This window comes from Lamprobacter modestohalophilus, assembly GCF_016583905.1.
In the GTDB taxonomy this organism is placed as follows: Bacteria; Pseudomonadota; Gammaproteobacteria; order Chromatiales; family Chromatiaceae; genus Lamprobacter; species Lamprobacter modestohalophilus.
Map to the genome: position 1 here is coordinate 26,761 of NZ_NRRY01000042.1, position 20,062 is coordinate 46,822.

Genomic DNA, 20,062 nt, shown 5'->3' on the forward strand with positions numbered 1-20,062 from the left:
ATGGCGCGACGCCACCTGGAACATGAATCGCGTGAGATTCACGGTAAGCTTCTCGCAAGCGTTGCGCTTTTCTATCGCATTGAACCTGCCTCCTGATCCATAGTCTTCCCTTGTGCGTGGTTGGATACTGGCCATCTCGGCCAGATCTAGTCACCGCGAAACTTTGGATCTTCTTCGGAGACTACCTCGATGCTTAAGATGACACTCTACTCAGCCGCAGCTCTGATCATCGCGGCCCCGGCCCTCTCTGCCGCAGAGACCACATCCGGCGCCAACGACGAAGCCCATGCGCTCATCCAGCAATACGCCTCCAGTCTGCAGGCTGAGCTGGTGAGCGCGATCAAAGCAGGCGGACCAACCAACGCCATCGCGGTCTGCCAGGAAAAGGCGCCCGCGATCGAGGCCAGCCTCTCTGAGTCCTCAGACTGGCAGATCGGCCGAACCAGCCTCAAGACCCGGAACGCCAGCAACAAGCCAGACGCGTGGGAGAAACGGGCACTTGAACAGTTCGAGGCTCGCAAGGCAGCCGGCCAACCGGTCAAAGGGATGAGCTATGCCGAAGTCGTCGAAACCGATGGCCAGAAGGCCTACCGATATATGATGGCGATCCCAACCCAAGAGGTCTGCCTGGCCTGTCACGGCAGCGATCTCGATCCTGAGCTAGCTTCCACGATCGACGCCGCCTATCCAGAGGATCAGGCGCGTGGCTATTCAGCTGGAGATATTCGCGGCGCCTTCACCCTCACCAAGCCGCTGTAGTGAGCATGCAACCCAGCCTCAAACGGCTTGAGGTCAGCAAACCTGTCCAGTTGAGTTGACCTGCTGCAGCAGGGGCACAATTGTTCAGTCGATGACCGAGACACGCTATCAGCTCATCTTCTCAGGCCGCCTGCAGGCTGGCGTCTTACCTGAACAGGCGCAGCAGGCGGTCAAGGAACGCTTCCGGCTCAGCAGTACACAGCTCGATCATCTGTTCAGTGGCCAGCGGATAACGGTCAAGCGCGGCATCGATCAGGCGAACGCTGAGCGTTATCAGCGCGCCTTCGCTGCCGCAGGTGCGCTGATCGATATCGAGCCGGCGCCAGCAGCCTCCCGCACAACGCCAGAGCGCGTGCCGCCACCAGCGCAGCCTAGGCCGCCACCGGCGCAGCCCGAGCCGGCCAGCATGAACACCGTCGCTGAGCCACGCTCGTCCTCCGCAGATCAGGATTTTCGAGAATCCGCTGAGGGCAAAGCAGCTGACCTGAAGACGACAGCCAATACGCCAACCGAGGTCGTCGACAGCACACCCATGCAAGTCCTACCCGCTGGTACCCCCATCGACGACCAAGTGCTGCTGCCCCAGCCACCGCCAGATACCAGCCATCTGCGGCTTGCGCCAAGCGAAGCCACCAGCCTTGAAGACTGCGCGCCACCGCCACCGGCGCCGCCTCAGCTTGATCTCAGTGCCTTGGAGCTGGCTCCGATCGATCCACCCCAACGGCAAGAATGACTCGCGTAAGATAGGGGGCTTAATTGCACCGCTTCTAGAGAGAATCCTGACTCATGGCCGACCACGCTCACATCGTCATCGGCGGCGGAATTAGCGGACTGGCGTCCGCGCACTACTCGCTGCATGCCGGCGTCGATACCCTCCTACTCGAGGCCAGCGAACGTCCCGGTGGCTGCATCCATAGCAGCCACTTCGAGGCCCTCAATGACTTCTGGGTCGAGGCCGGCGGACACACCTGTTTCAACAGCTACGGCAATCTGCTTGGCATCATGGAGCAGATCGACCTGCTCAAACTGACCACAGCAAAGGAAAAAAAGAGTTACAAGCTGTGGTCGAAGGGCAAGCGCAGCGGCATCCTCTCCGCGCTCCACATCTTCGAGCTCATCACAGCGCTACCGGGTCTGTTCCGGGTCAAGAAGGCGGGCAAGACCGTCGCCGAGTATTACGGCAAGGTCCTCGGCCAAAAGAATTACCAAGCGTTATTCAGCCCGGCCTTCCGCTCCGTGGTCTGCCAGGACGCTGATGACTTCCCCGCTGAAGCCCTGTTCCGAAAAAAGCCTCGGCGTAAGGATGTGCTGCGCGCCTTCACCATGCCCAGCGGCCTCGCCGACATCCCAAGCGCGATTGCCACGCAGCCCGGTTTCAACGTCCGCTATGGCGCGCAGGTCCACCGCATCAGCGCGGCCAACCAGGGCGAGGGCATTCGCGTCGAGCTTCAGGACGGCACCCACCTCAGCTGCGAACGGGTCACGCTCGCGGTACCGCCTGATGTGGCGCGAACGCTGCTCAGCGAGGCCGTACCAGAGGCAGCCAAGGCCATCGCAGGCGTCGGCGTCGCCGAGATCGACACCCTGGTGCTGGTCTTTGAACGCTCGAAACTCAAGGTCGAGGAGATCGCCGGACTGATTAGCGTCGATGGTGCCTTCCTCTCCGCGGTCTCGCGCGACTTCCTACCCGACGATCGCTACCGCGGGTTCGCCTTTCACTTCCCCGGCGGCCAGCTCAGCGAGACCGAGCGCGAGCAAGCCGCCTGCCGGGCCATTGATGCAAGCGTCGACGACATCGTCGCCAAGGCTCAGGTCCACAACCGCCTACCGGCCCTCCGCCGCGACCACATGGAGCGGATTCAGGCGCTTGATTCAGCACTCGCCAGCGGACAGATCGCCGTCACCGGCAACTGGTTCCTCGGCGTCTCGATCGAGGACTGCGTCACCCGCAGCCGCAGCGAGCACGAACGGCTGTTCGGCGCCGTGCCGACGGCTCCAGTCGCTCAGTAGTCGCTCAGTAGTCGCTCAGTAGCCGCTCAGTAGCCGCTGCTGCGGCCGCAGCAACAGAGCGTGACCATCAAAGGCGGTTCATCCTAGAAACGGCAGTTGACCGCCTCGTCACAGGTATCCGTGTCTGAACACATCAGCACTCTGAGCAGGTCGCAAGCTGACCTTCTAGTGCGGAGCATAGGCTAGAGGCCGTTCAACTGGCGTTTCTAGGCTCATCCCGAGGTGCCGATGCCGGGTGGCGGCACGGCGTAAACGTGAGTATCAAACCGACATGCTAGCGAGCAGCCTCATCATCGCCTGCGACTATCCTCAGGCGGCAGCGATCAACGGCCCGCTGGAGCGCGCCTTCACCGAACTGAGCGACAGCGACTTCGAGCGCCGCTCGCATTTCATCGGCGGCCGTTTCGAGAACCTCTACCTCAAGGCCGAGCGCCTGCCCGGCCTATCGGATCTGCTCCGCTTCGGGCTCGAGCAAGCACGCGTCTTCTTGAGCAGCGGCCGCACCGATTGGCTCGACGAGCCAATCACGGCCGACCAGCCCCTCCGCGTTGGCTTCTGGGTCAATGCGATGCAGCCGGGCCAGAGCACCAGCCGCCACAGTCACGAAGAGCATGACGAGCTGTTATCCGGGGTCTATTACGTCAGCGCCCCGCTAGACTCAGGCGACATCCTCTTCCACGACGCCCCCTTCGAGACCCGCGTGCGGCCGCGACCTGGCCTCATGCTGCTGTTCGCACCCGCGCTAGAGCACTCCGTCGAGATCAACCGCAGCACTCACCAGCGACTCTCGATCGCCTTCAATATTGGCCCAATGCCCTAGTTTTGCTTGGGGTTGAAACTCAGTGTCCAGATTCTCGCGCAGGTCCATCGGCAGGTCGCTCAGCGCGCCGGCCAGATGCGCCTTGGGCGCTATGTCCAGTTCCTCGCGCAGATTGCAGAACAGGGGTGCGGGAGGAGGAGAATTGGCGACATCGAAATCCGCCAACCGCCGCTCGCCGGGCCATTCGCACCGCAGGAGTCCGTAGCCATCCTCGGTCCGCGATCGGGGTATCGGTCTCCGTGGCCGAACCCGAATGCTATCGCCTTCCAGCTCGAAATCGCGCTTGCTGCCCCCCACCAGCTCGGCAAACTGTTTCAGGGCATAGCCGTCGCCGGACGTTGTTCTTTTCTTGTTGTTCCTCATTAGGGCTCGATCTGGATCAGGCGCTCCATCTCGGCGATCTGTATCCGTCGCCCATCGAGGGTGACAAAGCTGCGCTGCGAGATCTCGCTGCGTTGCGCTTCATAGCGTTCAACCTGGCCGCTGTAGACATTCACCACCTGCAGCTGAACGATCTCGCGCGCATGCTGCCAATCCTGAAACAGGTAGAGTGCCGTGCCAACCAACATCAGGACCACCACCCCGTAGGCGGCGAGCTTGACGGCGCCCCGCGGCATCAGCGGCCCCAAGGCGGCTGAGCGTTGGGGAGACCGGGCACTCGGCTCAGCGCTGGACTCGGCACCGGGGCGCAGGCGCTCATCCTCATCAGCCCGCCAGCGGTTGCGGACGACTAGCCAGGCCACCAGAATGACGGTGGCGGTGAATAGGAGCTTGGTCAACATGATCCGATTACGCTATCACGAGCACCAACGGGGAGTCATGGCAAAGATGGAGCGGTATCGGCTTGACAGCCTATTCCCTGCACAGCGAACAACAACGCCTTGTCCGATCTCGGGGGCGCGGCTTAACATCCGCTGTTCGGTCGTTCCAGCTGAGTCCGCCATCCACCAGCCTATGTCGTTGCCTCGGTCATCGCCTCGGTCATTGTTGCGCGCCTTGGTCATCGCGCTCGCCCTCATCGGCCTGTTGACGGGTTGCGACGAGCCGCCGCAGCCGACGGTCAATCTGTACCGAGCAGTGCATTCCGGTGACCTAGATCAGATCAAGCGGCATCTGTTCTGGAAGACAGACATCAATCAGCCCGGCCCCGATGGCGATCATCCCCTGCATGTCGCCGTCAGCCAGGGTCGCGTCGTCATTGCGCGTGAGTTGCTCAGCCATGGCGCACGCATCGATGCCCGCGATGCGCTCGGCCGCACGCCGCTGCATGTCGCACTGGCCAACGGCAAGATCCAGGCAGCCCAGCTGCTGTTGGAGCGGGGTGCTGACGATGACCTGCAAGCCTTGCTGCTGGACCTGGCCAACGCGCAGGCCCTCGACCGCGATAGCATCGAGCTGCTGTCGGCCCGTGGCGTCGATCTCAATGCCGCCAACTCCAAGGGCCAGACACCGCTGCATCTTGCCGTCGCGGCTGCTAATCTGAAGCTCGCCAAGCAGCTGATCAGCGCAGGCGCCAAGGTCAACCTGGCCGACAACAGCGGCAAGACCGCCCTCGAAATCGCCGAGGAGCAAGGCGAGCCGACCCTGGTCACCCTGCTCGAACAGTATGGGGCTGAGCGCTGATGCTGAGATGCCAACCTGTCGTCAAGCGCAGATTGGGGCAGATGCTGCAGCGCAGCCTGGCGCCAAGCAAAGCGCATCCGCCATCGCCGCGATGATCGGCGTGATGATCGACATAGCCATCAACGATCAGGCACAGCAGTGTTGCGATACCCCGCGCACTGACCACACTCGATAACCAGAGAACCAACGACAAGGAGCCCAGCATGGCCGAAAAGGTGGAAGATCTGACCGTGACCTACACCGAGGGAGACCTCGAGACGGTCAAGGAGCTTGATAAGGTCATCCTGTCCAAGGGCAGTTGGGCCACAGTGCTCTTTCGCTACCAAGACTGGGATCGGGCCAAGGAGATCTACGGACCCGAGCGTTACACCATCCGACGCTACCAGAAGCGCGGTGGCGAGTACCGGCAGCAGTCAAAGTTCAATATCTCCAGCCGAGCCCAGGCGCAAGCACTGGTCGACGCGCTGCAGGGCTGGCTGGCTGACGAGCCCAGCTGAGTCTGATGGCGAACCGCGCTGAGACGCTGCTCACCCCCACTGCGCCTGACGCGCATGGCGCGGCGCCACCCTGGAAAATGAATCGCGTGAGATTCACGTTAAACCGAGAAGGTTCCTGAATGATCGATCTCGCCAATAAGGTCGCCCTGATCACTGGCGCCAGCCGCGGCCTCGGCGCTGGCCTCGCCGAACGCTTCATCGAGCACGGCCTGCGGGTCGCGGTCTGCGCCCGCACCCAGCCCAAGATCGAGGGTGACAGCGCCAAGATCCTCAGCGTCGCCGCTGATGTCACCGACGCCGAGGCCATGCAACAACTCTGTGATACGGCCGTCGACCGCTTTGGTCGCATTGATCTCTGGATCAACAATGCTGGGCTGCTGGCGCCCATCGGCCCACTGCGTGATAACGACCCTGCCGAATTCGCCCGCCACATCCAGGTCAATGTGGTCGGCGTGTTCAATGGCAGCCGCGCCTTCATTCGCCATCTGCGCCAGCGCGGCGGCGATGGGGTACTGCTAAACATCAGCTCAGGCGCGGCCCGCAATGCCTATGCTGGCTGGTCCGCCTACTGCGCCGGCAAGGCTGCGGTGGACCGGATGAGCGAGTCGATCGCGCTCGAAGAGTCTGATACTGGACTGCGGGTGCATGCGGTGGCGCCCGGCATTATCGACACCGACATGCAGGCGATGATCCGCAACTGCTCGCCGGAGCAGTTTCCTCGCGTGCAAAAGTTTCTCGACCTCAAGGCCAACGAGGGCTTTAGCTCACCCGCCTTCATCGCCGATCGGCTGCTGGATCTCGCCTTTGATCCCAGCGCAGCCGAAGCGGCCGTCGCCATCAGCCTGCCGCTCGAGAAGGCCTAACCTGCGGCTGGCTCATCCAGTATGCACTGGGCTTATCCAGCATGAGCCGGTTCGCCTAGGGCCGCTCCTTCTTAGCCTAGGTATCGGTGGGCGATCATAAACGCCCTGCTGTCAGAGACTCGAGGATGACGACGATGTCGATCTGGTCACGCTTATCGAATTTTTTCCGGCCGCTAGCGCTGGTGATACTGCTCTTTGCAGCCCTGTTTTTCATCTACTTTGCACTCTCACCGACCATCGAGCTGCTGCCCGGCGGGATGGATCTGCTTGTCGGACTCCTGTTCGCTCTCTTCATCCTCATCTTGCTCATCAGCCTCAGCAGTCAACACCGGCGGCGCTGAGTCCCCAGAAACGCGCACAAGCCAGACCAGAGCAGATCAGGCAAGGCAAGGCGCAAGGCAAGGCAAGACGCAGGGCAAGGCGCAGGGCAAGGACAGGCAAGGCAAGACGCAAGGCAAGGGCAGGCAAGGCAAGGCAAGGCAACAAGGCCAAGCAGCGGACATAAAAAAGGGCCCGCCGAATCGCTTCGGTCGAGCCCTCGAGGCGCGACGATCGGCCGGCATAAGCCGGCCCGACCGTCTTGATCAGGAAACGACTACTGTGGCCGGTGCTTCAGCGCCGCCTGTGCCGCTGCCAGTCGCGCGACAGGAACCCGCGGACCCGAGCAGCTGACATAGTCGAGTCCCGCCTGGTCGCAGAACGCGATCGACGCCGGATGGCCACCATGCTCACCGCAGATGCCAACATGCAGATCGGCGCGCACACCGCGGCCCCAATCCACGGCCAACTGCATCAGCTTGCCAACGCCCCTCTCGTCGAGCACCTCGAACGGGTTGTCTTGCAAGACGTTCGACTGGTTGTAGAGCGGCAGGAACTTGTTCTCGGCATCCTCGCGTGAGAACGAGAACACAGCCTGGGTCAGGTCATTGGTACCGAAGGAGAAGAACTCGGCCTCGGCGGCCAAGGACTCGGCGCGCATGCAGGCGCGCACCACCTCGATCATGGTGCCGAACTTGAACTTGACCGGCTGGCCATGCTTGGCCTGCACCTCGGCATGGGCCTCATCGACATAGACCTTGACGCGCTTGAGCTCCTGCACGGTACAGACCTGCGGCACCTTGATCTGCGGCTGGATCTCGATGCCCGCTTGCGCGCACTCGGCCGCCGCTTCCAGGATCGCGCGCACCTGCATCTTGTAGATCTCCGGGAAGGAGATACCGAGACGCACGCCGCGATGCCCGAGCATCGGGTTGGTCTCGTGCAGCGCGCGGACCTTGCGCAGCATCGCTTCCTTCTTCGCGATCGCCTCCTCGACCATCATCGGGTCCATCACCCGACGCACCGCATCGAACTCGTCGCGTGCCTTATCGGGCGTATGCAGCAGGCCCATCGAGCCGGCCAAGGCGGTCATACCACGGGTCGCGCCAGCCAGTGCCCGCAGATCGGCCAGATCTTGCTCCAGCTGATGCTCATCAGGCAGGAACTCATGGATCGGCGGATCGAGCAGACGAATAGTCACCGGATTCGGCGCCATGACCTCGAACAGCTCGCGGAAGTCCTGCCGCTGCAGTGGCAGCAACGCCTCGAGCGCCTCATCGCGCTTTTCTGGGGTCTCCGCGACGATCATCTCGATCACCAACGGCAGACGATCGGTGGCGTTGAACATGCGCTCGGTGCGCGCCAGACCGATGCCGACCGCGCCATACTTGCGCGCGTTGCGAGCATCCTCTGGCGTATCGGCGTTGGCCATCACTTTCAGCCGCGCGACCTCATCGGCCCATTGCAGCAGGGTCGAGAGCTCGGGCGTGAAGTCCGGCTCGACAGTTGCAATCTCGCCCAGATAGACACGCCCCGAGGAGCCGTCGATGGTGATGGTGTCACCCTCCTTGAAGCTGGTCGCACCAACGATGGCCACACGCCGCGAGACATCGACGCTGATGCCCTCGGCACCGGCGACACAGGGCTTACCCATGCCGCGCGCCACCACCGCCGCGTGCGAGGTCTTACCACCGCGCGCGGTCAGGATGCCCTCGGAGGCAAAGAAGCCGTGGATATCCTCAGGCTTGGTCTCCTCACGCACCAGGATCACCTTCTGGCCGAGATCATGACCAAGCTGATGGGCACGATCGGCATCGAACACCGCGATACCAGCCGCGGCACCGGGCGAGGCCGGCAGCCCCTGAGCGACCGGCTCCACCTTCGAGCTCGGGTCCAGGCGCGGGAACAACATCTGCTCGAGGCTGATCGGATCGATGCGCTGCAAGGCTTGCTCCTTACTGATCAACCCCTCTTGCTCCATCTCCACCGAGGTGCGCACCATGCCGTGCGCGTTCATCTTGCCGTTGCGCGTCTGCAGGCAATAGAGCACACCGCGCTCGATGGTGAATTCGAAGTCTTGCACCTCGCGGTAATGCGTCTCAAGCTTGGCGCGCAGCTCGGCCAGTTCTTCGGCCATCTGCGGCATCTCGACCGTCAGCCGATCGAGCGGCTTCGGGGTGCGGATACCGGCGACCACGTCCTCGCCCTGGGCGTTGATCAGATACTCGCCGTAGAGCTTGTTCTCGCCGGTGCCTGGGTTACGGGTGAAGCCAACGCCGGTGGCGGAATCGTTACCGCGGTTACCGAACACCATGGTGCAGATGTTCACCGCGGTGCCGTTGGCCATCTCCGGCGTGATGTGGAATTGCTTGCGGTAGTCGACGGCACGCCGCCCCATCCAACTGTTGAAGACCGCCTTCACGGCAATCTCGAGCTGGATCATCGGGTCCGCCGGGAACGGCTTGCCGGTGTGCTCTTCGACCACCTTCAGGAAGCGCTCGCTCATCTCCTTGAGATCAGCGGCGGAGAGGTCGACGTCTTGCTTGGCGTGGGCAGCCTCTTTGACCGCGTTGAACTCCTTGTCGAAGGCCTCGTCGGAGACCCCTAGCGCGACCTTGCCGAACAGCTGGATGAAGCGGCGATAGGAGTCGTAGCCGAAGCGGTCGTCGCCGGTCGCCTTGATCTCGCCCTGCAGCGTCTCTTCGTTCAGCCCCAGGTTGAGGATGGTGTCCATCATGCCCGGCATCGACATCGCCGACCCAGAGCGCACCGAGACCAGCAACGGGTTTTCCGGATTGCCAAAGCCCTTGCCGGTCTTGCGCTCCAACGCCGCCATCTGATCGCGCACCTGGTCCATCACACCGGCCGGCAGCTGCCGATCGGGCGTCTCCAGATACGCGAGACAGGCGTCGGTGGTGATCACAAAGCCCGGCGGTACATTCAGGCCGATCTGCGTCATCTCGCACAGATTCGCGCCCTTGCCGCCGAGCAGCTTCTTGTTCTTGCCATCGCCTTCATCAAAGGCGAACACCCACTTGGTCGTCTCGGTCATGTTTTCAGTCCTCGGGTTAGGGATAGAGGTAGGGTCAGGGTGATCAATGCTGTGTATTTGAACGAGCACAGCTGCAGTTGGGAAGTGTCCGAAATCAATTGGTCACAGAGTAACATGCCATATTCTGATATTGACTGACATAAGGGAGTCAGACACCATTGAAAAAATAGGTTTACTCTGCCCCTTTTGGTAGAAGTCTCCTATCCTGAACCCTTCACCCTTGATCGCCATCGCCATCGCCGACTTCCTATGGCCATTCGCCCTGACTTCCACACAGGCTGAGCCGATCAATCCTGATATTTTTAGCGCGTTTTATCAGCCAACCAGGTGGAACGGCTATCACAGCGCAAACCCCGACTAGGGGCGTCGAGCCGTTTATACTGCAGGCCTTCGCTTCAGGCCTGGTAACCCCCTTGTCATGCTACCAGGCCGACAAAGACATCGACACCGCATCAGCGCCACCTCTAGACGCGCAGGATCTCCGCCATGTTGGATAAGACCTACGACCCCAAAACCATTGAAACCCTCTGGTATCAGCGCTGGGAGCAAGCCGGCTGGTTTGCACCAGACCTAGGCGCTGGAGCCGAGTCCGATGTCCGCGGTGGTGGCGGCGAGCGCGGCCAAAACGACACCGCACCGCCGTTCTGCATCATGATCCCGCCGCCCAATGTCACCGGCAGCCTGCACATGGGCCACGGCTTCAATAACGCCATCATGGACGCCCTAGTGCGCTACCACCGCATGCGCGGCGAGCCGACGCTCTGGCAGCCGGGCACCGACCACGCCGGTATCGCCACCCAGATGGTGGTCGAGCGCCAGCTCGAGGCCGAGGGCCAGACGCGTCACGATCTGGGCCGCGAGGCCTTCATCGAGCGCATCTGGGAGTGGAAGGCCGAATCCGGCGGCACCATCACCCAGCAACTGCGCCGGCTCGGCTCATCGCTCGACTGGCAGCACGAGCGTTTCACCATGGACGAAGGCCTCTCCAACGCCGTGCGCGAGGTCTTCGTGCGCTTGTTCGAGGAGGGACTGATCTACCGCGGCAAGCGGCTGGTGAACTGGGACCCGGTGCTGCACACCGCGATCTCGGACCTGGAGGTGATCGCCGAGGAAGAGGCCGGCCATATGTGGGATCTCAAATACCCACTGACCAACGGCACCGGCGCCATGATCGTCTCCACCACCCGCCCGGAGACTCTGCTCGGCGACTGCGCGGTGGCCGTAAACCCTGAAGACGAACGCTACAAACACCTGATCGGCGAGACCGTGGAGCTACCGCTGACTGGCCGGCGCATCCCGATCATCGCCGACGAGCATGCTGACCCCGAGCTCGGTACCGGTTGCGTCAAGATCACCCCAGCGCACGACTTCAACGACCACGCGGTCTGGCTGCGCCATCGCGACGAGACGCCGATCGCCGATCAACCCCATGGCGGCCTGATCAACCTCTTCACCATCGATGCCGCCATCCGCGCCAATACACCTGAGGAAGGCGAGCTGATCCCCAGCGCCTACTGCGGCCTCGACCGCTTCGTTGCGCGCGAGCGCATCCTCGGCGACCTCAAGGCCCAGGGCCTGCTGGTGCAGGTGCGCGATCATCGCCTGCCGGTGCCGCGCGGTGACCGTTCCAACGCCGTGGTCGAGCCCTACCTCACCGATCAGTGGTACGTGCACATCGAGCCGCTCGCCAAGCCCGCCATCGAAGCGGTCGAAAAGGGCCAGATCCGTTTCGTCCCCGACAACTGGAAGAACACCTATTTCGAATGGATGCGCAACATCCAAGATTGGTGCATCAGCCGCCAGCTTTGGTGGGGCCATCGCATCCCGGCCTGGTACGACGACCAAGGCAACATCTACGTCGGGCGCTCCGAAGCCGAAGTCCGCGACAAGCATGGCCTGAGCGCCGACTACCCGCTGCGCCAAGACGAGGATGTGCTCGACACCTGGTTCAGCTCCGCACTCTGGCCCTTTAGTACGCTGGGCTGGCCGCCTGAGGACAACGCCGAGCAGACGCAGGACAACCGGCAGGCGCAGGACAGCCAGCAGGCACAGAACAATCAGCAGAGACAGGACAGCGAGCGCCGGCACGCCGAACAGCTCGATCGCCTTGCCACCTTCTACCCCACCTCCGTGCTCATCACCGGCTTCGACATCATCTTCTTCTGGGTCGCCCGGATGATCATGATGGGGCTCAAATTCATGGACGATGTGCCGTTCCGCGACGTCTACATCCACGGCCTGGTGCGCGATGCCCAGGGCAACAAGATGTCCAAGTCCAAGGGCAACGTGCTTGACCCCATTGATCTGATCGATGGCATCGAGCTCGAGCCCCTGGTCGCTAAACGCACCAAGGGCATGATGCAGCCGCAGCTCGCCGACAAGATTGCCAAGCAGACCCGCAAGGAGTTCCCCGAAGGCATCCCCGCCTTCGGCACCGATGCGCTGCGCTTCACCTTCGCCGCGCTCGCCACCACCGGCCGCGACATCAAGCTCGACCTCGGCCGCGTCGAGGGCTACCGCAACTTCTGCAATAAGCTCTGGAACGCCTCGCGCTATGTCCTGATGAACACCGAGGGGCAAGATTGTGGGGCTGGCCCAGAGATCGCGTTACTCAGCCAAGCCGAGCCGGCTCAGAGCGAAGAGCCCGATGCTGGCCTCGATAGCCGTGGATCGAGCACTGACACGGCAGGCGCTCATACTGCAACGAATCAGGCACTCGGCCAAGATGGCCAACGACAGCCGTTGGAGCTGAGCGCCGCCGACCGATGGATTCGGAGTCGATTGAACCAGACCATCGGCAACGTGCGCGAGGCGCTCGACGCCTACCGTTTCGACCTCGCCGCCCAAGCCATCTACGAGTTCACCTGGAGCGAGTTCTGCGACTGGTACCTCGAGCTTGCGAAGCCGGTCTTAACCAGCGAAACCGCCTCAGACGCGGCCAAGCGCGGCACCCGCTGGACCCTCGTGCAGACGCTGGAAGGACTCTTGCGCCTGACCCACCCCTTCATGCCGTTCATCACCGAAGAGATCTGGCAGAAGGTACGACCACTGGCCAGCCCAGTCGCTGCGACTGCCGATGTGGATACTGGAGCCGCGACCATTATGCTCGCGCCCTACCCGACGACCGACAGCGCCCTTGACGATGCCGAGGCCGAGGCCGAGATCCGCTGGGTGCAGCAGTTCATCCTTGGCGTGCGCCGCATCAAAGGCGAGATGAACATCGCGCCCTCCAAGCAGCTCCCCGTGCTGATCGCCAACGCCCAGGAGCGCGATCTGCAATGGCTCGAACAGGCCCGCCCCTACCTCGACTTCCTCGCCCGCACCGAGTCGGTCCGCCTGCTCAACGACGAAGCAGAAGCGCCCGAGTCAGCCATGGCCCTCGTCGGCGCCATGAAGATCCTGATCCCCATGGCCGGCCTGATCGACAAAGACGCCGAGATCAAACGCCTCGACAAAGAGATCACCAAGCTGCGCGCCGATATCGAGCGCATCGAGACCAAGCTCGCCAACCCAAGCTTCGTCGACAAGGCCCCAGCAGCGGTCGTTCAGAAAGAGCGCGACCGATCTGCCGAGCAACAGGGCGCGCTTGCCAACCTCAGCCAGCAGCGGGAACGGATCGCAGCGTTGTGAGCAACGTTTTCGGGGTAGCCATCGATCAAAAGAGCCATGAACAGAATGGGCTATTCAGGATCTGCTATCGCTCATCCGAGCACCGATCCGCGCTGCGGATCGAAGAGCTCGATCCAGTGCAAAACCGGTCTATCGGCTGCCGCGGCCAGGTGCGTCTGACAGCCAACATTGGCCGTCGCGATCAGCGCTGGCGCGCCCGCCTGCAAGGCATCAAGACGATCGGCCTGCAGCCGCTTCGATAACTCGGCCTGCAGGATCGAATAGGTACCGGCCGAGCCACAGCAGCTATGTGCATCCCGCACCGGAGTTAGCTCGAAACCGACGCCTCTGAGCAGCGCCTCAACCCGGCCCATCAGCCGCTGGCCGTGTTGCAGCGTGCACGGCGGATGGAAGGCAATCCGCCGCGGCACGTCACGCGCGAATGGACTCGGCAGCCGGGCTAGATCCTCAGCGCTGAGCAGCTCGCTCAGATCGCGCGCAAGGGCTGATACACGAGCAGCCTTCTTGGCGTAGGCTGCATCATCGCGGAGATGCCACCCGTAATCCTTAACGACCGCTCCGCAGCCGCTCGCCGTGATCAGAATGGCCCCAGCCGGTGTTTGCTTAGGATCGCTCGGCTCGATCTCCGACCACCAGGCATCGATGTTGCGGCGCATGAAGCGCTTGGCCTCGTCTGGCGCGGCCAGATGCTGGCTGATCGCACCGCAGCAGCCGCCACCGGTAGGCTGAACAACCTCGATACCGAGCGCTGCAAGCACGCGTCTCGCCGCCGAAACCGTTGCCGGCGTCAGCGCTGGCTCGACGCAGTTATCAAGCATCAGCACCCGCCGGGGTGCGAGGCCTACCGGTGTCGCTTCTCTCGCTGCGGCGCCTACCACAGTGCGCGGCCGTCGCGACAACGCAACCGGAACCTTGCTACGCAATCGCTGCGGCAGCAACGGCCTCAGCCATTGCCCAATGCGCAGCAGCGGCACGAACCGGCTCGGATAAGGCAAAACCTTACGCAGGCCCCAGCGCATGAGCCGCTCATGAATGGGTCGCGGCACCATACGCTCAATCCGCTCGCGGCCGATCTCGACCAGCTTGTGATACTCGACCCCCGACGGACAGCTGGTCTCGCAGTTCAGACAGGTCAAGCAGCGATCAAGATGCTGCTGCGTGCTCCGCGTCGGCGTCTCGCCCTCGAGCGCCAGCTTCAGCTGATAGATGCGCCCGCGCGGGCCGTCCAGTTCATCGCCCAGTAACTGATAAGTTGGGCAAGTGGCAGTGCAGAAACCACAGTGCACGCAGCTACGCAGGATGCGATCAGCCTCACGTCCGTCAGAGGTCGCCAGTAGCTCAGGGATCAGTCGGGTCTGCATGCTTGGCTCACTGGTACAGCCGGCCGGGATTGAAGAGGCCGTCTGGATCAAAGGCCTGCTTCAGATTCTGATGTAGCCGCAATGCGACAGGACTCAGCGGCGCGAAAACGCCGTCACTCGGCAGTGGGATGCTTGCCGCCGCGCGGAACAGCGTCGCATGCCCACCGGCCGCTGCGGCTAAGGCCCGAACCGCTTCTGCCGATACGCCATCAGCCCCAACGTCGCCGCCGGTTGCAACACAGGCCCTTGCACTGGAGACAGTTCCGCGTCCGGCTCCGGCTCCGGCTTCCGATTCCGATTCCGATTCCGATTCCGATTCCGATTCCGAGCCAATTCTCGCTCCAGCATCACTGATGGCACCTACAGTACTGGCATGATCAGCATCAACCGCCGTGCCAACCTCGCTGCGCAACCAGCGCAAGGCGCCGCCCCATTCGATCAGGTCAGCGCCCGGAATCGCATCCGCTGCCGTTGCCGGCGGCACCGAGACCCGCCACAACGCTCGCTCACCGACAAAGCAATCCAACTGCTGCTCGCGGATCGCAGTCCAGAAGGCATCGGCCTCTTGATTCGCCATCGGGGTACCGCCGAGGATGCGCTGCGTCTCGCTCAGCGCCTCCTCACTCCCGGCCACCCGCACATACAGCCAACCATTCAGCCAGGCCGTGCCCGTGATCGGCAGCGCCTGCCCAGCCCAGCGCTGCATCAACGCCAGCGCACTCGGCTGATCTTGTTCCTGTACCAGGGTGATTCGCCCTAACGGCCGCGGCATCACCTTGATCGACACCTCCAGCAACACGCCTAACACCCCGAGCGAGCCCACCATCAAGCGCGACAGATCGTAGCCGGCGACGTTCTTCATCACCCGCCCGCCGAAGTCCATCACCTCGCCCTTGCCATTCAGCACCCGAACGCCAAGCACCGCATCGCGGACACTCGCTGCATAGGGCCGCCGCGGCCCTGAAAGCCCCGCCGCCACCATCCCGCCGATCGTCGCCTGATCGCCAAAATGCGGCGGCTCAAACGGAAACTCCTGTCCCTGCTCGGCAAGCAGCGCCTCGACCTCGGCCAGCGGCGTGCCAGCTCGAACGGTGATCGCTAGCTCAGTCGGCTCATAGGCCATGACACCGCGGTGAATCGAGCAATCCAGCTCAGCATCAGCCGACACCGGATTGCCGTAGAAGGCCTTGGTCTTGCCGCCATGAATCGTCAGCGCAGTTCCCGCCGAGCGCGAGGCAGTGACCTGCTCGACGATCGCCTGCTCAGTGTTCGCATCTAATTGTTCAGCCATCGAATTCATGCGCCATGTTTCTGTCAACTCTTCCCATCAATCGAAATCGAGCATTTCAGAGATGCACGTCATCGCTCAGCGCAGGAATGGTCTCAACCGCAACTGAATCCAGCCAGTGACCCATCTGCTGAACTCCTTCAACGACGTCGATCTCTTTCACTGCAGCGCCTCGAACTCAAAACCTTGGCAGCTCGGGAAACTTGAGCTCACCGTGATGGACGTGCATGGCGCCGAATTCCGCGCAGCGATGCAAGGTCGGCACCGCCTTTCCCGGATTCAACAGCCCTTTCGGATCAAAGGCCGCCTTGACCGCGTGCATTTGCGTCAATTCCGCGCTATTGAATTGCACGCACATCTGATTCAGCTTCTCCACGCCCACGCCGTGCTCGCCCGTCACCGTGCCGCCCACCGCCACGCATAACTCAAGGATGGCGCCGCCGAGCTCCTCCGCCTTCTCCAGCTCGCCGGGGTTGTTCGCATCGTAGAGGATCAATGGATGCAGATTGCCATCGCCGGCGTGGAACACATTCGCCACCGCCAGCCCAGATTCAGCCGACAGCTCAGCAATACGGTTCAGCACCGGCCCCAACTGCCGGCGCGGAATGGTGCCATCCATGCAGTAGTAGTCGGGCGAGATCCGGCCGACCGCCGGAAACGCCGCCTTGCGTCCCTTCCAGAATCGCAGGCGCTCGGCATCATCCGCCGCGGTGCGCACATCGGTCGCCCCCGCATCGAGCAACAGCTTGCGCACCCGCATCACATCCACAGAGACCTCGGCGTTGAAGCCATCCAGCTCACAGATCAGGATCGCCGCCGCATCGACCGGATAATCGGCATGGACAAAGGCCTCGGCCGCCCGGATCGCAGGATTGTCCATCATCTCCAAACCGGCCGGGATGATTCCGGCCCCAATGATTTCGGCCACCGCCGCCCCGGCCCGCTCGACGCTATCAAACGACGCCAACAGGGCCTGCGCCCGCTCTGGCTTCGGCAACAGCTTCACCGTCACCTCGACGATGATGCCTAGCATCCCCTCCGAGCCGGTCATCAAGGCCAACAGATCCAGCCCCGGCGAATCCAGCGCCTCGGAGCCCACCTCGAACAGCTCACCCTCAACACTGACCAGCTTCAGCTTGAGAATGTTGTGCACCGTCAACCCATACTTCAGGCAATGCACGCCACCTGAGTTCTCGGCCACATTGCCACCGATCGAACAGGCGATCTGCGATGAAGGGTCCGGCGCGTAATAAAGCCCATGCGAAGCCACCGCCTCGCTAATAGCGAGATTGCGCACACCTGGCTGCACCTTCGCGCTGCGGTTTGCAGGATCGATATCGATGATCCGATTGAATTTCGCCAGCGACAGCAGCACCCCATCGGCGAGCGGCAGCGCACCGCCGGACAACCCAGTGCCCGCGCCACGCGCGACCACTGGCACCTCCAGGCGATGACAGAGACGCATGATCTGCTGTACCTGCTCCACCGTCTCCGGCAGCGCCACCACCAGCGGCCGCTGCTGGAAAGCGCTTAGTCCATCGCACTCGTAAGGCGCTAGCTCGGCCTCGGTCGCGAGCACACTTGCCGCGGGCAACAGCCGACGCAGCTCCGTGATGACCTCAGGTTTCGGGTTTAGCGGGCGTTCGTCAGGGATTCTGGACATGAATGGTCTCGGCGATTCAAGCAGCAGCCCGAGTGGTCAGCGTCTGATACACCTCGGTCAAGGTCTCATCGCCACCCACATTGCCCGGAAAGATCACCACCGGCAGATTTGGGAAACGCGGATGATCCTCGGGGCAGCGCACCACCGAGCAGCCGGCATGCACCTGCCCGAGCACGCGCGCGGTGCGCAATGCCAAGGCCTTACTCAGGGTGTCGTTCGAGGTGATGCCGCCTTTGCTGATCAAAAAGCCGATGTCGGCTGGCAATTGCTGACCAATCCGCACCAGCAGATCCGCGACCTGATCACCAAAGGCCAAGCGCTCTGCCTTGGTCGCAAACTGCCGCTCGCCACGGCTGGTGTAGAGCACCGCGCCGCGGCCTTGCTGCAGTGCCGCTTCAACGGATGCGATCAAGTCGGCCACTAAAGGGTAAGGCCCGTCGGTCTCGTCAAGGTGATCGAGATCGATCTCCAAGCCCACCGCATCGGTCTCCGCCAGCAGATGCTGCAACTGCCGCGTCGACTTGCCGACATGCGAGCCCATCAGCACCACACCCGGCCGGCCACCGCGCACAAAGGTCGCCATCTCGGCCGCCGGCACCGGCTGCGGTGGCAGGGCGGCTAGGGCAGTCAACAGGCTCGCCGCGCTGCGAAACAGAAACCGCTTGCCCTGCCCCGCCGCCGCCACGAGTTGCCGCGCGAAGCCGTCTAGGTCGGACTGCTGCTCGGCATCCACCACGCAGCAGCGATTGCCGTCCAGGTTCATTAAGCGATCCGTTAAATCGCCGCGCACATCGGCGAGCGAGAATCGCTCGACCTCCGCCGCGCTGATCCGTCCGCTGGTCTTCTCCTGCACATAGTCGGGCAAGAATGCAGTGCTGAAGCCGAACACCGAATCGCGCGCAAACTCGGTCTCATGCACCGGCACCGGCTCGCCATCGACGATCAGATAATGGATGCCATCGCGGGTCACGCGCCCACCTTCGAAGAAGGCAGGCACCAGGAAGTGGGCATCGAAGGGGCCGAGCTCTTCGGCGATCACATCGGTTTCGACCGGATAATGACCGCGCAGGGTACTATCCGAACGGCTCAACAGTAGCGGCTGGATCGGCGCTCCGCTCTCGTCCATGCGCGTCAAGGCGGTGCGCAGATTGACGCAGATCTCCCGGGTGATTCGCGCCGCCGACTCGGCATCCATGCCGCGCGTGTTGCTCAGCACAAAGAACAGCGGCGATGCGTCCCGCAGCCCCTCCAGCAGCGTCTCCACATCCCAGCGCGTCAGCAGCAGACAGCCATGCACCGTCTGCGAGCCCGTGGGGTCGTCATCGATCGCAATAATTTTTGTCACAGCGTCCGTCATAGCTAGCCTTGTCAACCTTGTCAGCTTTCGCTGATGTGAAAACCATCCCCGCATTCGTCAAGTCACCCGCAGCCTGTGGGACACTCTGTAAAAACCACACCAGAGGCCCCGTTCCGTTCATCCAATCGCATCGCAGGCCACAGCATGCTAGCGTGATCGTTTTACAGCAAGGCTTCCCGGCAACGCCATGATCCACAGCGAACACCCCAGCGGGCAGCGAGCGATCCCGACGATTGAACTGAAGCGCTACCCCAATCTCCGCCTACTCGCCTGGCAGCTCCATCAAGACTGGATGCCCGAGGACGAGGCATTCTCGCTGTACGAACGAGAATGGCGGCACGTTGATACCGCCAACCTGACCGCCGACGAGCAAGCCCTGATCGAGCACCTCACCGCTTGCTACGGGCAGGGTGTCATGAATGTTTGAACGCCCGCACCATCGCCGCATCCTTCAACTGCTCGAGATGATGGATGATCGCTTCCTGGCCGACGCCGGCTGCTGTTTCGGCGGTGGCACCTGCGCTGCGCTGCTGCTCGACGAATACCGCGAATCAGTCGATATCGACTTCCTCTGCGCCAGCGGCCCAGGTTATCGACAACTGCGCAGCACCGTCACGAATCAATCCCTCGGCGCTCTGTTCAGGACAACTCCTCAGCTTATGCGCGATGTGCGCGCCGATCGCTACGGCATCCGCATATATGGTCCGCCCCGCGATGCAAGAGCCACTTGACTGTTCAGCAGAAGGAAACGTTGCGGCCATATATCCGGCGTCGTGATGAGGTGGCGTGATCGCTCCTCGCGCCCTGATGGAATCCGCGCG

The 20,062-nt window shown here is 62.6% G+C and carries 18 protein-coding genes; 11 read left to right on the top strand and 7 right to left on the bottom strand.

Translation table 11 applies throughout. The features are described from left to right. Nucleotides 1-189: 189 nt before the first annotated feature. From CKO42_RS19365 to CKO42_RS19380, 4 genes are all read left to right on the top strand, one after another. On the top strand, nucleotides 190-759 hold the full coding sequence (locus CKO42_RS19365; protein ID WP_200247625.1) for a Tll0287-like domain-containing protein: 570 nt from the start codon (nucleotides 190-192) through the stop codon (nucleotides 757-759). A gap of 91 nt (nucleotides 760-850) precedes the next feature. Beyond that, nucleotides 851-1,492: a hypothetical protein gene (locus CKO42_RS19370; RefSeq protein ID WP_200247627.1), complete on the top strand. Its 642-nt coding sequence runs from the start codon at nucleotides 851-853 to the stop codon at nucleotides 1,490-1,492. Between the two features lie 53 nt (nucleotides 1,493-1,545). Next, nucleotides 1,546-2,769, top strand: coding sequence for a protoporphyrinogen/coproporphyrinogen oxidase (locus tag CKO42_RS19375; RefSeq protein WP_200247630.1), 1,224 nt, complete (start codon nucleotides 1,546-1,548; stop codon nucleotides 2,767-2,769). 271 nt (nucleotides 2,770-3,040) lie between these two features. Beyond that, a complete protein-coding gene (locus CKO42_RS19380; RefSeq protein ID WP_200247632.1) occupies nucleotides 3,041-3,589 on the top strand; it encodes a putative 2OG-Fe(II) oxygenase in 549 nt (182 codons plus the stop codon). Here CKO42_RS19380 and CKO42_RS27510 read toward each other — a convergent pair. Next, entirely contained in the window at nucleotides 3,512-3,952 is a 441-nt protein-coding gene (locus tag CKO42_RS27510; protein WP_242479545.1) for a hypothetical protein, read from the bottom strand. The genes CKO42_RS19380 and CKO42_RS27510 overlap by 78 nt on opposite strands. Then, complete coding sequence (locus CKO42_RS19390; RefSeq protein WP_200247634.1) at nucleotides 3,952-4,371, bottom strand: hypothetical protein; 420 nt, start codon at nucleotides 4,369-4,371, stop codon at nucleotides 3,952-3,954. The genes CKO42_RS27510 and CKO42_RS19390 overlap by 1 nt, the downstream gene beginning before the upstream one ends. A gap of 205 nt (nucleotides 4,372-4,576) precedes the next feature. On the opposite strand from CKO42_RS19390, the gene CKO42_RS19395 reads away from it, so the two are divergent. The 4 genes from CKO42_RS19395 to CKO42_RS19410 all read left to right on the top strand — a co-directional run bounded on the left by CKO42_RS19395 (nucleotide 4,577) and on the right by CKO42_RS19410 (nucleotide 6,913). Then, entirely contained in the window at nucleotides 4,577-5,212 is a 636-nt protein-coding gene (locus tag CKO42_RS19395) for an ankyrin repeat domain-containing protein (RefSeq protein WP_242479546.1), read from the top strand. Nucleotides 5,213-5,415: 203 nt separating this feature from the next. Beyond that, nucleotides 5,416-5,709 carry a hypothetical protein gene (locus CKO42_RS19400; RefSeq protein WP_200247638.1) on the top strand — a complete coding sequence of 98 codons (294 nt, stop codon included), beginning with the start codon at nucleotides 5,416-5,418 and terminating at the stop codon, nucleotides 5,707-5,709. A gap of 119 nt (nucleotides 5,710-5,828) precedes the next feature. Continuing rightward, on the top strand, nucleotides 5,829-6,572 hold the full coding sequence (locus CKO42_RS19405; RefSeq protein WP_200247640.1) for an SDR family oxidoreductase: 744 nt from the start codon (nucleotides 5,829-5,831) through the stop codon (nucleotides 6,570-6,572). A gap of 134 nt (nucleotides 6,573-6,706) precedes the next feature. Further along, entirely contained in the window at nucleotides 6,707-6,913 is a 207-nt protein-coding gene (locus CKO42_RS19410; RefSeq protein ID WP_200247642.1) for a hypothetical protein, read from the top strand. Between the two features lie 254 nt (nucleotides 6,914-7,167). Here the strand turns inward: CKO42_RS19410 and ppdK are convergent, their stop codons facing one another. Further along, the gene (gene ppdK, locus CKO42_RS19415) at nucleotides 7,168-9,942 is read right to left on the bottom strand and encodes a pyruvate, phosphate dikinase (protein WP_200247644.1); all 2,775 of its coding nucleotides are present in this window, start codon (nucleotides 9,940-9,942) and stop codon (nucleotides 7,168-7,170) included. A 486-nt stretch (nucleotides 9,943-10,428) separates the two neighbouring features. On the opposite strand from ppdK, the gene CKO42_RS19420 reads away from it, so the two are divergent. Beyond that, complete coding sequence (locus CKO42_RS19420; RefSeq protein WP_242479547.1) at nucleotides 10,429-13,572, top strand: valine--tRNA ligase; 3,144 nt, start codon at nucleotides 10,429-10,431, stop codon at nucleotides 13,570-13,572. A gap of 71 nt (nucleotides 13,573-13,643) precedes the next feature. On the opposite strand, the gene glcF is transcribed toward CKO42_RS19420, so the two are convergent. From glcF to CKO42_RS19445, 4 genes are all read right to left on the bottom strand, one after another. Beyond that, the gene (gene glcF, locus CKO42_RS19430; RefSeq protein WP_200247647.1) at nucleotides 13,644-14,933 is read right to left on the bottom strand and encodes a glycolate oxidase subunit GlcF; all 1,290 of its coding nucleotides are present in this window, start codon (nucleotides 14,931-14,933) and stop codon (nucleotides 13,644-13,646) included. A gap of 7 nt (nucleotides 14,934-14,940) precedes the next feature. Beyond that, nucleotides 14,941-16,224 carry a glycolate oxidase subunit GlcE gene (gene glcE / locus CKO42_RS27515; RefSeq protein WP_242479548.1) on the bottom strand — a complete coding sequence of 428 codons (1,284 nt, stop codon included), beginning with the start codon at nucleotides 16,222-16,224 and terminating at the stop codon, nucleotides 14,941-14,943. 175 nt (nucleotides 16,225-16,399) lie between these two features. Continuing rightward, nucleotides 16,400-17,884 carry an FAD-linked oxidase C-terminal domain-containing protein gene (locus CKO42_RS19440; RefSeq protein WP_200247648.1) on the bottom strand — a complete coding sequence of 495 codons (1,485 nt, stop codon included), beginning with the start codon at nucleotides 17,882-17,884 and terminating at the stop codon, nucleotides 16,400-16,402. A 16-nt stretch (nucleotides 17,885-17,900) separates the two neighbouring features. Continuing rightward, nucleotides 17,901-19,229 carry a four-carbon acid sugar kinase family protein gene (locus tag CKO42_RS19445; RefSeq protein WP_338034959.1) on the bottom strand — a complete coding sequence of 443 codons (1,329 nt, stop codon included), beginning with the start codon at nucleotides 19,227-19,229 and terminating at the stop codon, nucleotides 17,901-17,903. Between the two features lie 199 nt (nucleotides 19,230-19,428). Here CKO42_RS19445 and CKO42_RS19450 point away from each other — a divergent pair, with 199 nt between their 5' ends. Together CKO42_RS19450 and CKO42_RS19455 are read left to right on the top strand one after the other, a co-directional pair. Continuing rightward, a complete protein-coding gene (locus CKO42_RS19450) occupies nucleotides 19,429-19,668 on the top strand; it encodes a hypothetical protein (RefSeq protein ID WP_200247653.1) in 240 nt (79 codons plus the stop codon). After that, entirely contained in the window at nucleotides 19,661-19,972 is a 312-nt protein-coding gene (locus CKO42_RS19455; RefSeq protein ID WP_200247655.1) for a nucleotidyl transferase AbiEii/AbiGii toxin family protein, read from the top strand. The genes CKO42_RS19450 and CKO42_RS19455 overlap by 8 nt, the downstream gene beginning before the upstream one ends. Nucleotides 19,973-20,062 lie beyond the last annotated feature (90 nt).

What these genes read in the sequence shown, in the direction of transcription:
- CKO42_RS19455 (WP_200247655.1), top strand. Translation starts at nt 19,661, where the DNA reads ATGTTTGAACGCCCGCACCATCGCCGCATCCTTCAACTGCTCGAGATG.
- CKO42_RS19440 (WP_200247648.1), bottom strand. Translation starts at nt 17,884, where the DNA reads ATGTCCAGAATCCCTGACGAACGCCCGCTAAACCCGAAACCTGAGGTC.
- CKO42_RS19400 (WP_200247638.1), top strand. Translation starts at nt 5,416, where the DNA reads ATGGCCGAAAAGGTGGAAGATCTGACCGTGACCTACACCGAGGGAGAC.
- CKO42_RS19380 (WP_200247632.1), top strand. Translation starts at nt 3,041, where the DNA reads ATGCTAGCGAGCAGCCTCATCATCGCCTGCGACTATCCTCAGGCGGCA.
- CKO42_RS27510 (WP_242479545.1), bottom strand. Translation starts at nt 3,952, where the DNA reads ATGAGGAACAACAAGAAAAGAACAACGTCCGGCGACGGCTATGCCCTG.
- glcE (WP_242479548.1), bottom strand. Translation starts at nt 16,224, where the DNA reads ATGGCTGAACAATTAGATGCGAACACTGAGCAGGCGATCGTCGAGCAG.
- ppdK (WP_200247644.1), bottom strand. Translation starts at nt 9,942, where the DNA reads ATGACCGAGACGACCAAGTGGGTGTTCGCCTTTGATGAAGGCGATGGC.
- CKO42_RS19405 (WP_200247640.1), top strand. Translation starts at nt 5,829, where the DNA reads ATGATCGATCTCGCCAATAAGGTCGCCCTGATCACTGGCGCCAGCCGC.
- CKO42_RS19390 (WP_200247634.1), bottom strand. Translation starts at nt 4,371, where the DNA reads ATGTTGACCAAGCTCCTATTCACCGCCACCGTCATTCTGGTGGCCTGG.
- CKO42_RS19365 (WP_200247625.1), top strand. Translation starts at nt 190, where the DNA reads ATGCTTAAGATGACACTCTACTCAGCCGCAGCTCTGATCATCGCGGCC.
- CKO42_RS19410 (WP_200247642.1), top strand. Translation starts at nt 6,707, where the DNA reads ATGTCGATCTGGTCACGCTTATCGAATTTTTTCCGGCCGCTAGCGCTG.
- CKO42_RS19375 (WP_200247630.1), top strand. Translation starts at nt 1,546, where the DNA reads ATGGCCGACCACGCTCACATCGTCATCGGCGGCGGAATTAGCGGACTG.
- glcF (WP_200247647.1), bottom strand. Translation starts at nt 14,933, where the DNA reads ATGCAGACCCGACTGATCCCTGAGCTACTGGCGACCTCTGACGGACGT.
- CKO42_RS19450 (WP_200247653.1), top strand. Translation starts at nt 19,429, where the DNA reads ATGATCCACAGCGAACACCCCAGCGGGCAGCGAGCGATCCCGACGATT.
- CKO42_RS19370 (WP_200247627.1), top strand. Translation starts at nt 851, where the DNA reads ATGACCGAGACACGCTATCAGCTCATCTTCTCAGGCCGCCTGCAGGCT.
- CKO42_RS19420 (WP_242479547.1), top strand. Translation starts at nt 10,429, where the DNA reads ATGTTGGATAAGACCTACGACCCCAAAACCATTGAAACCCTCTGGTAT.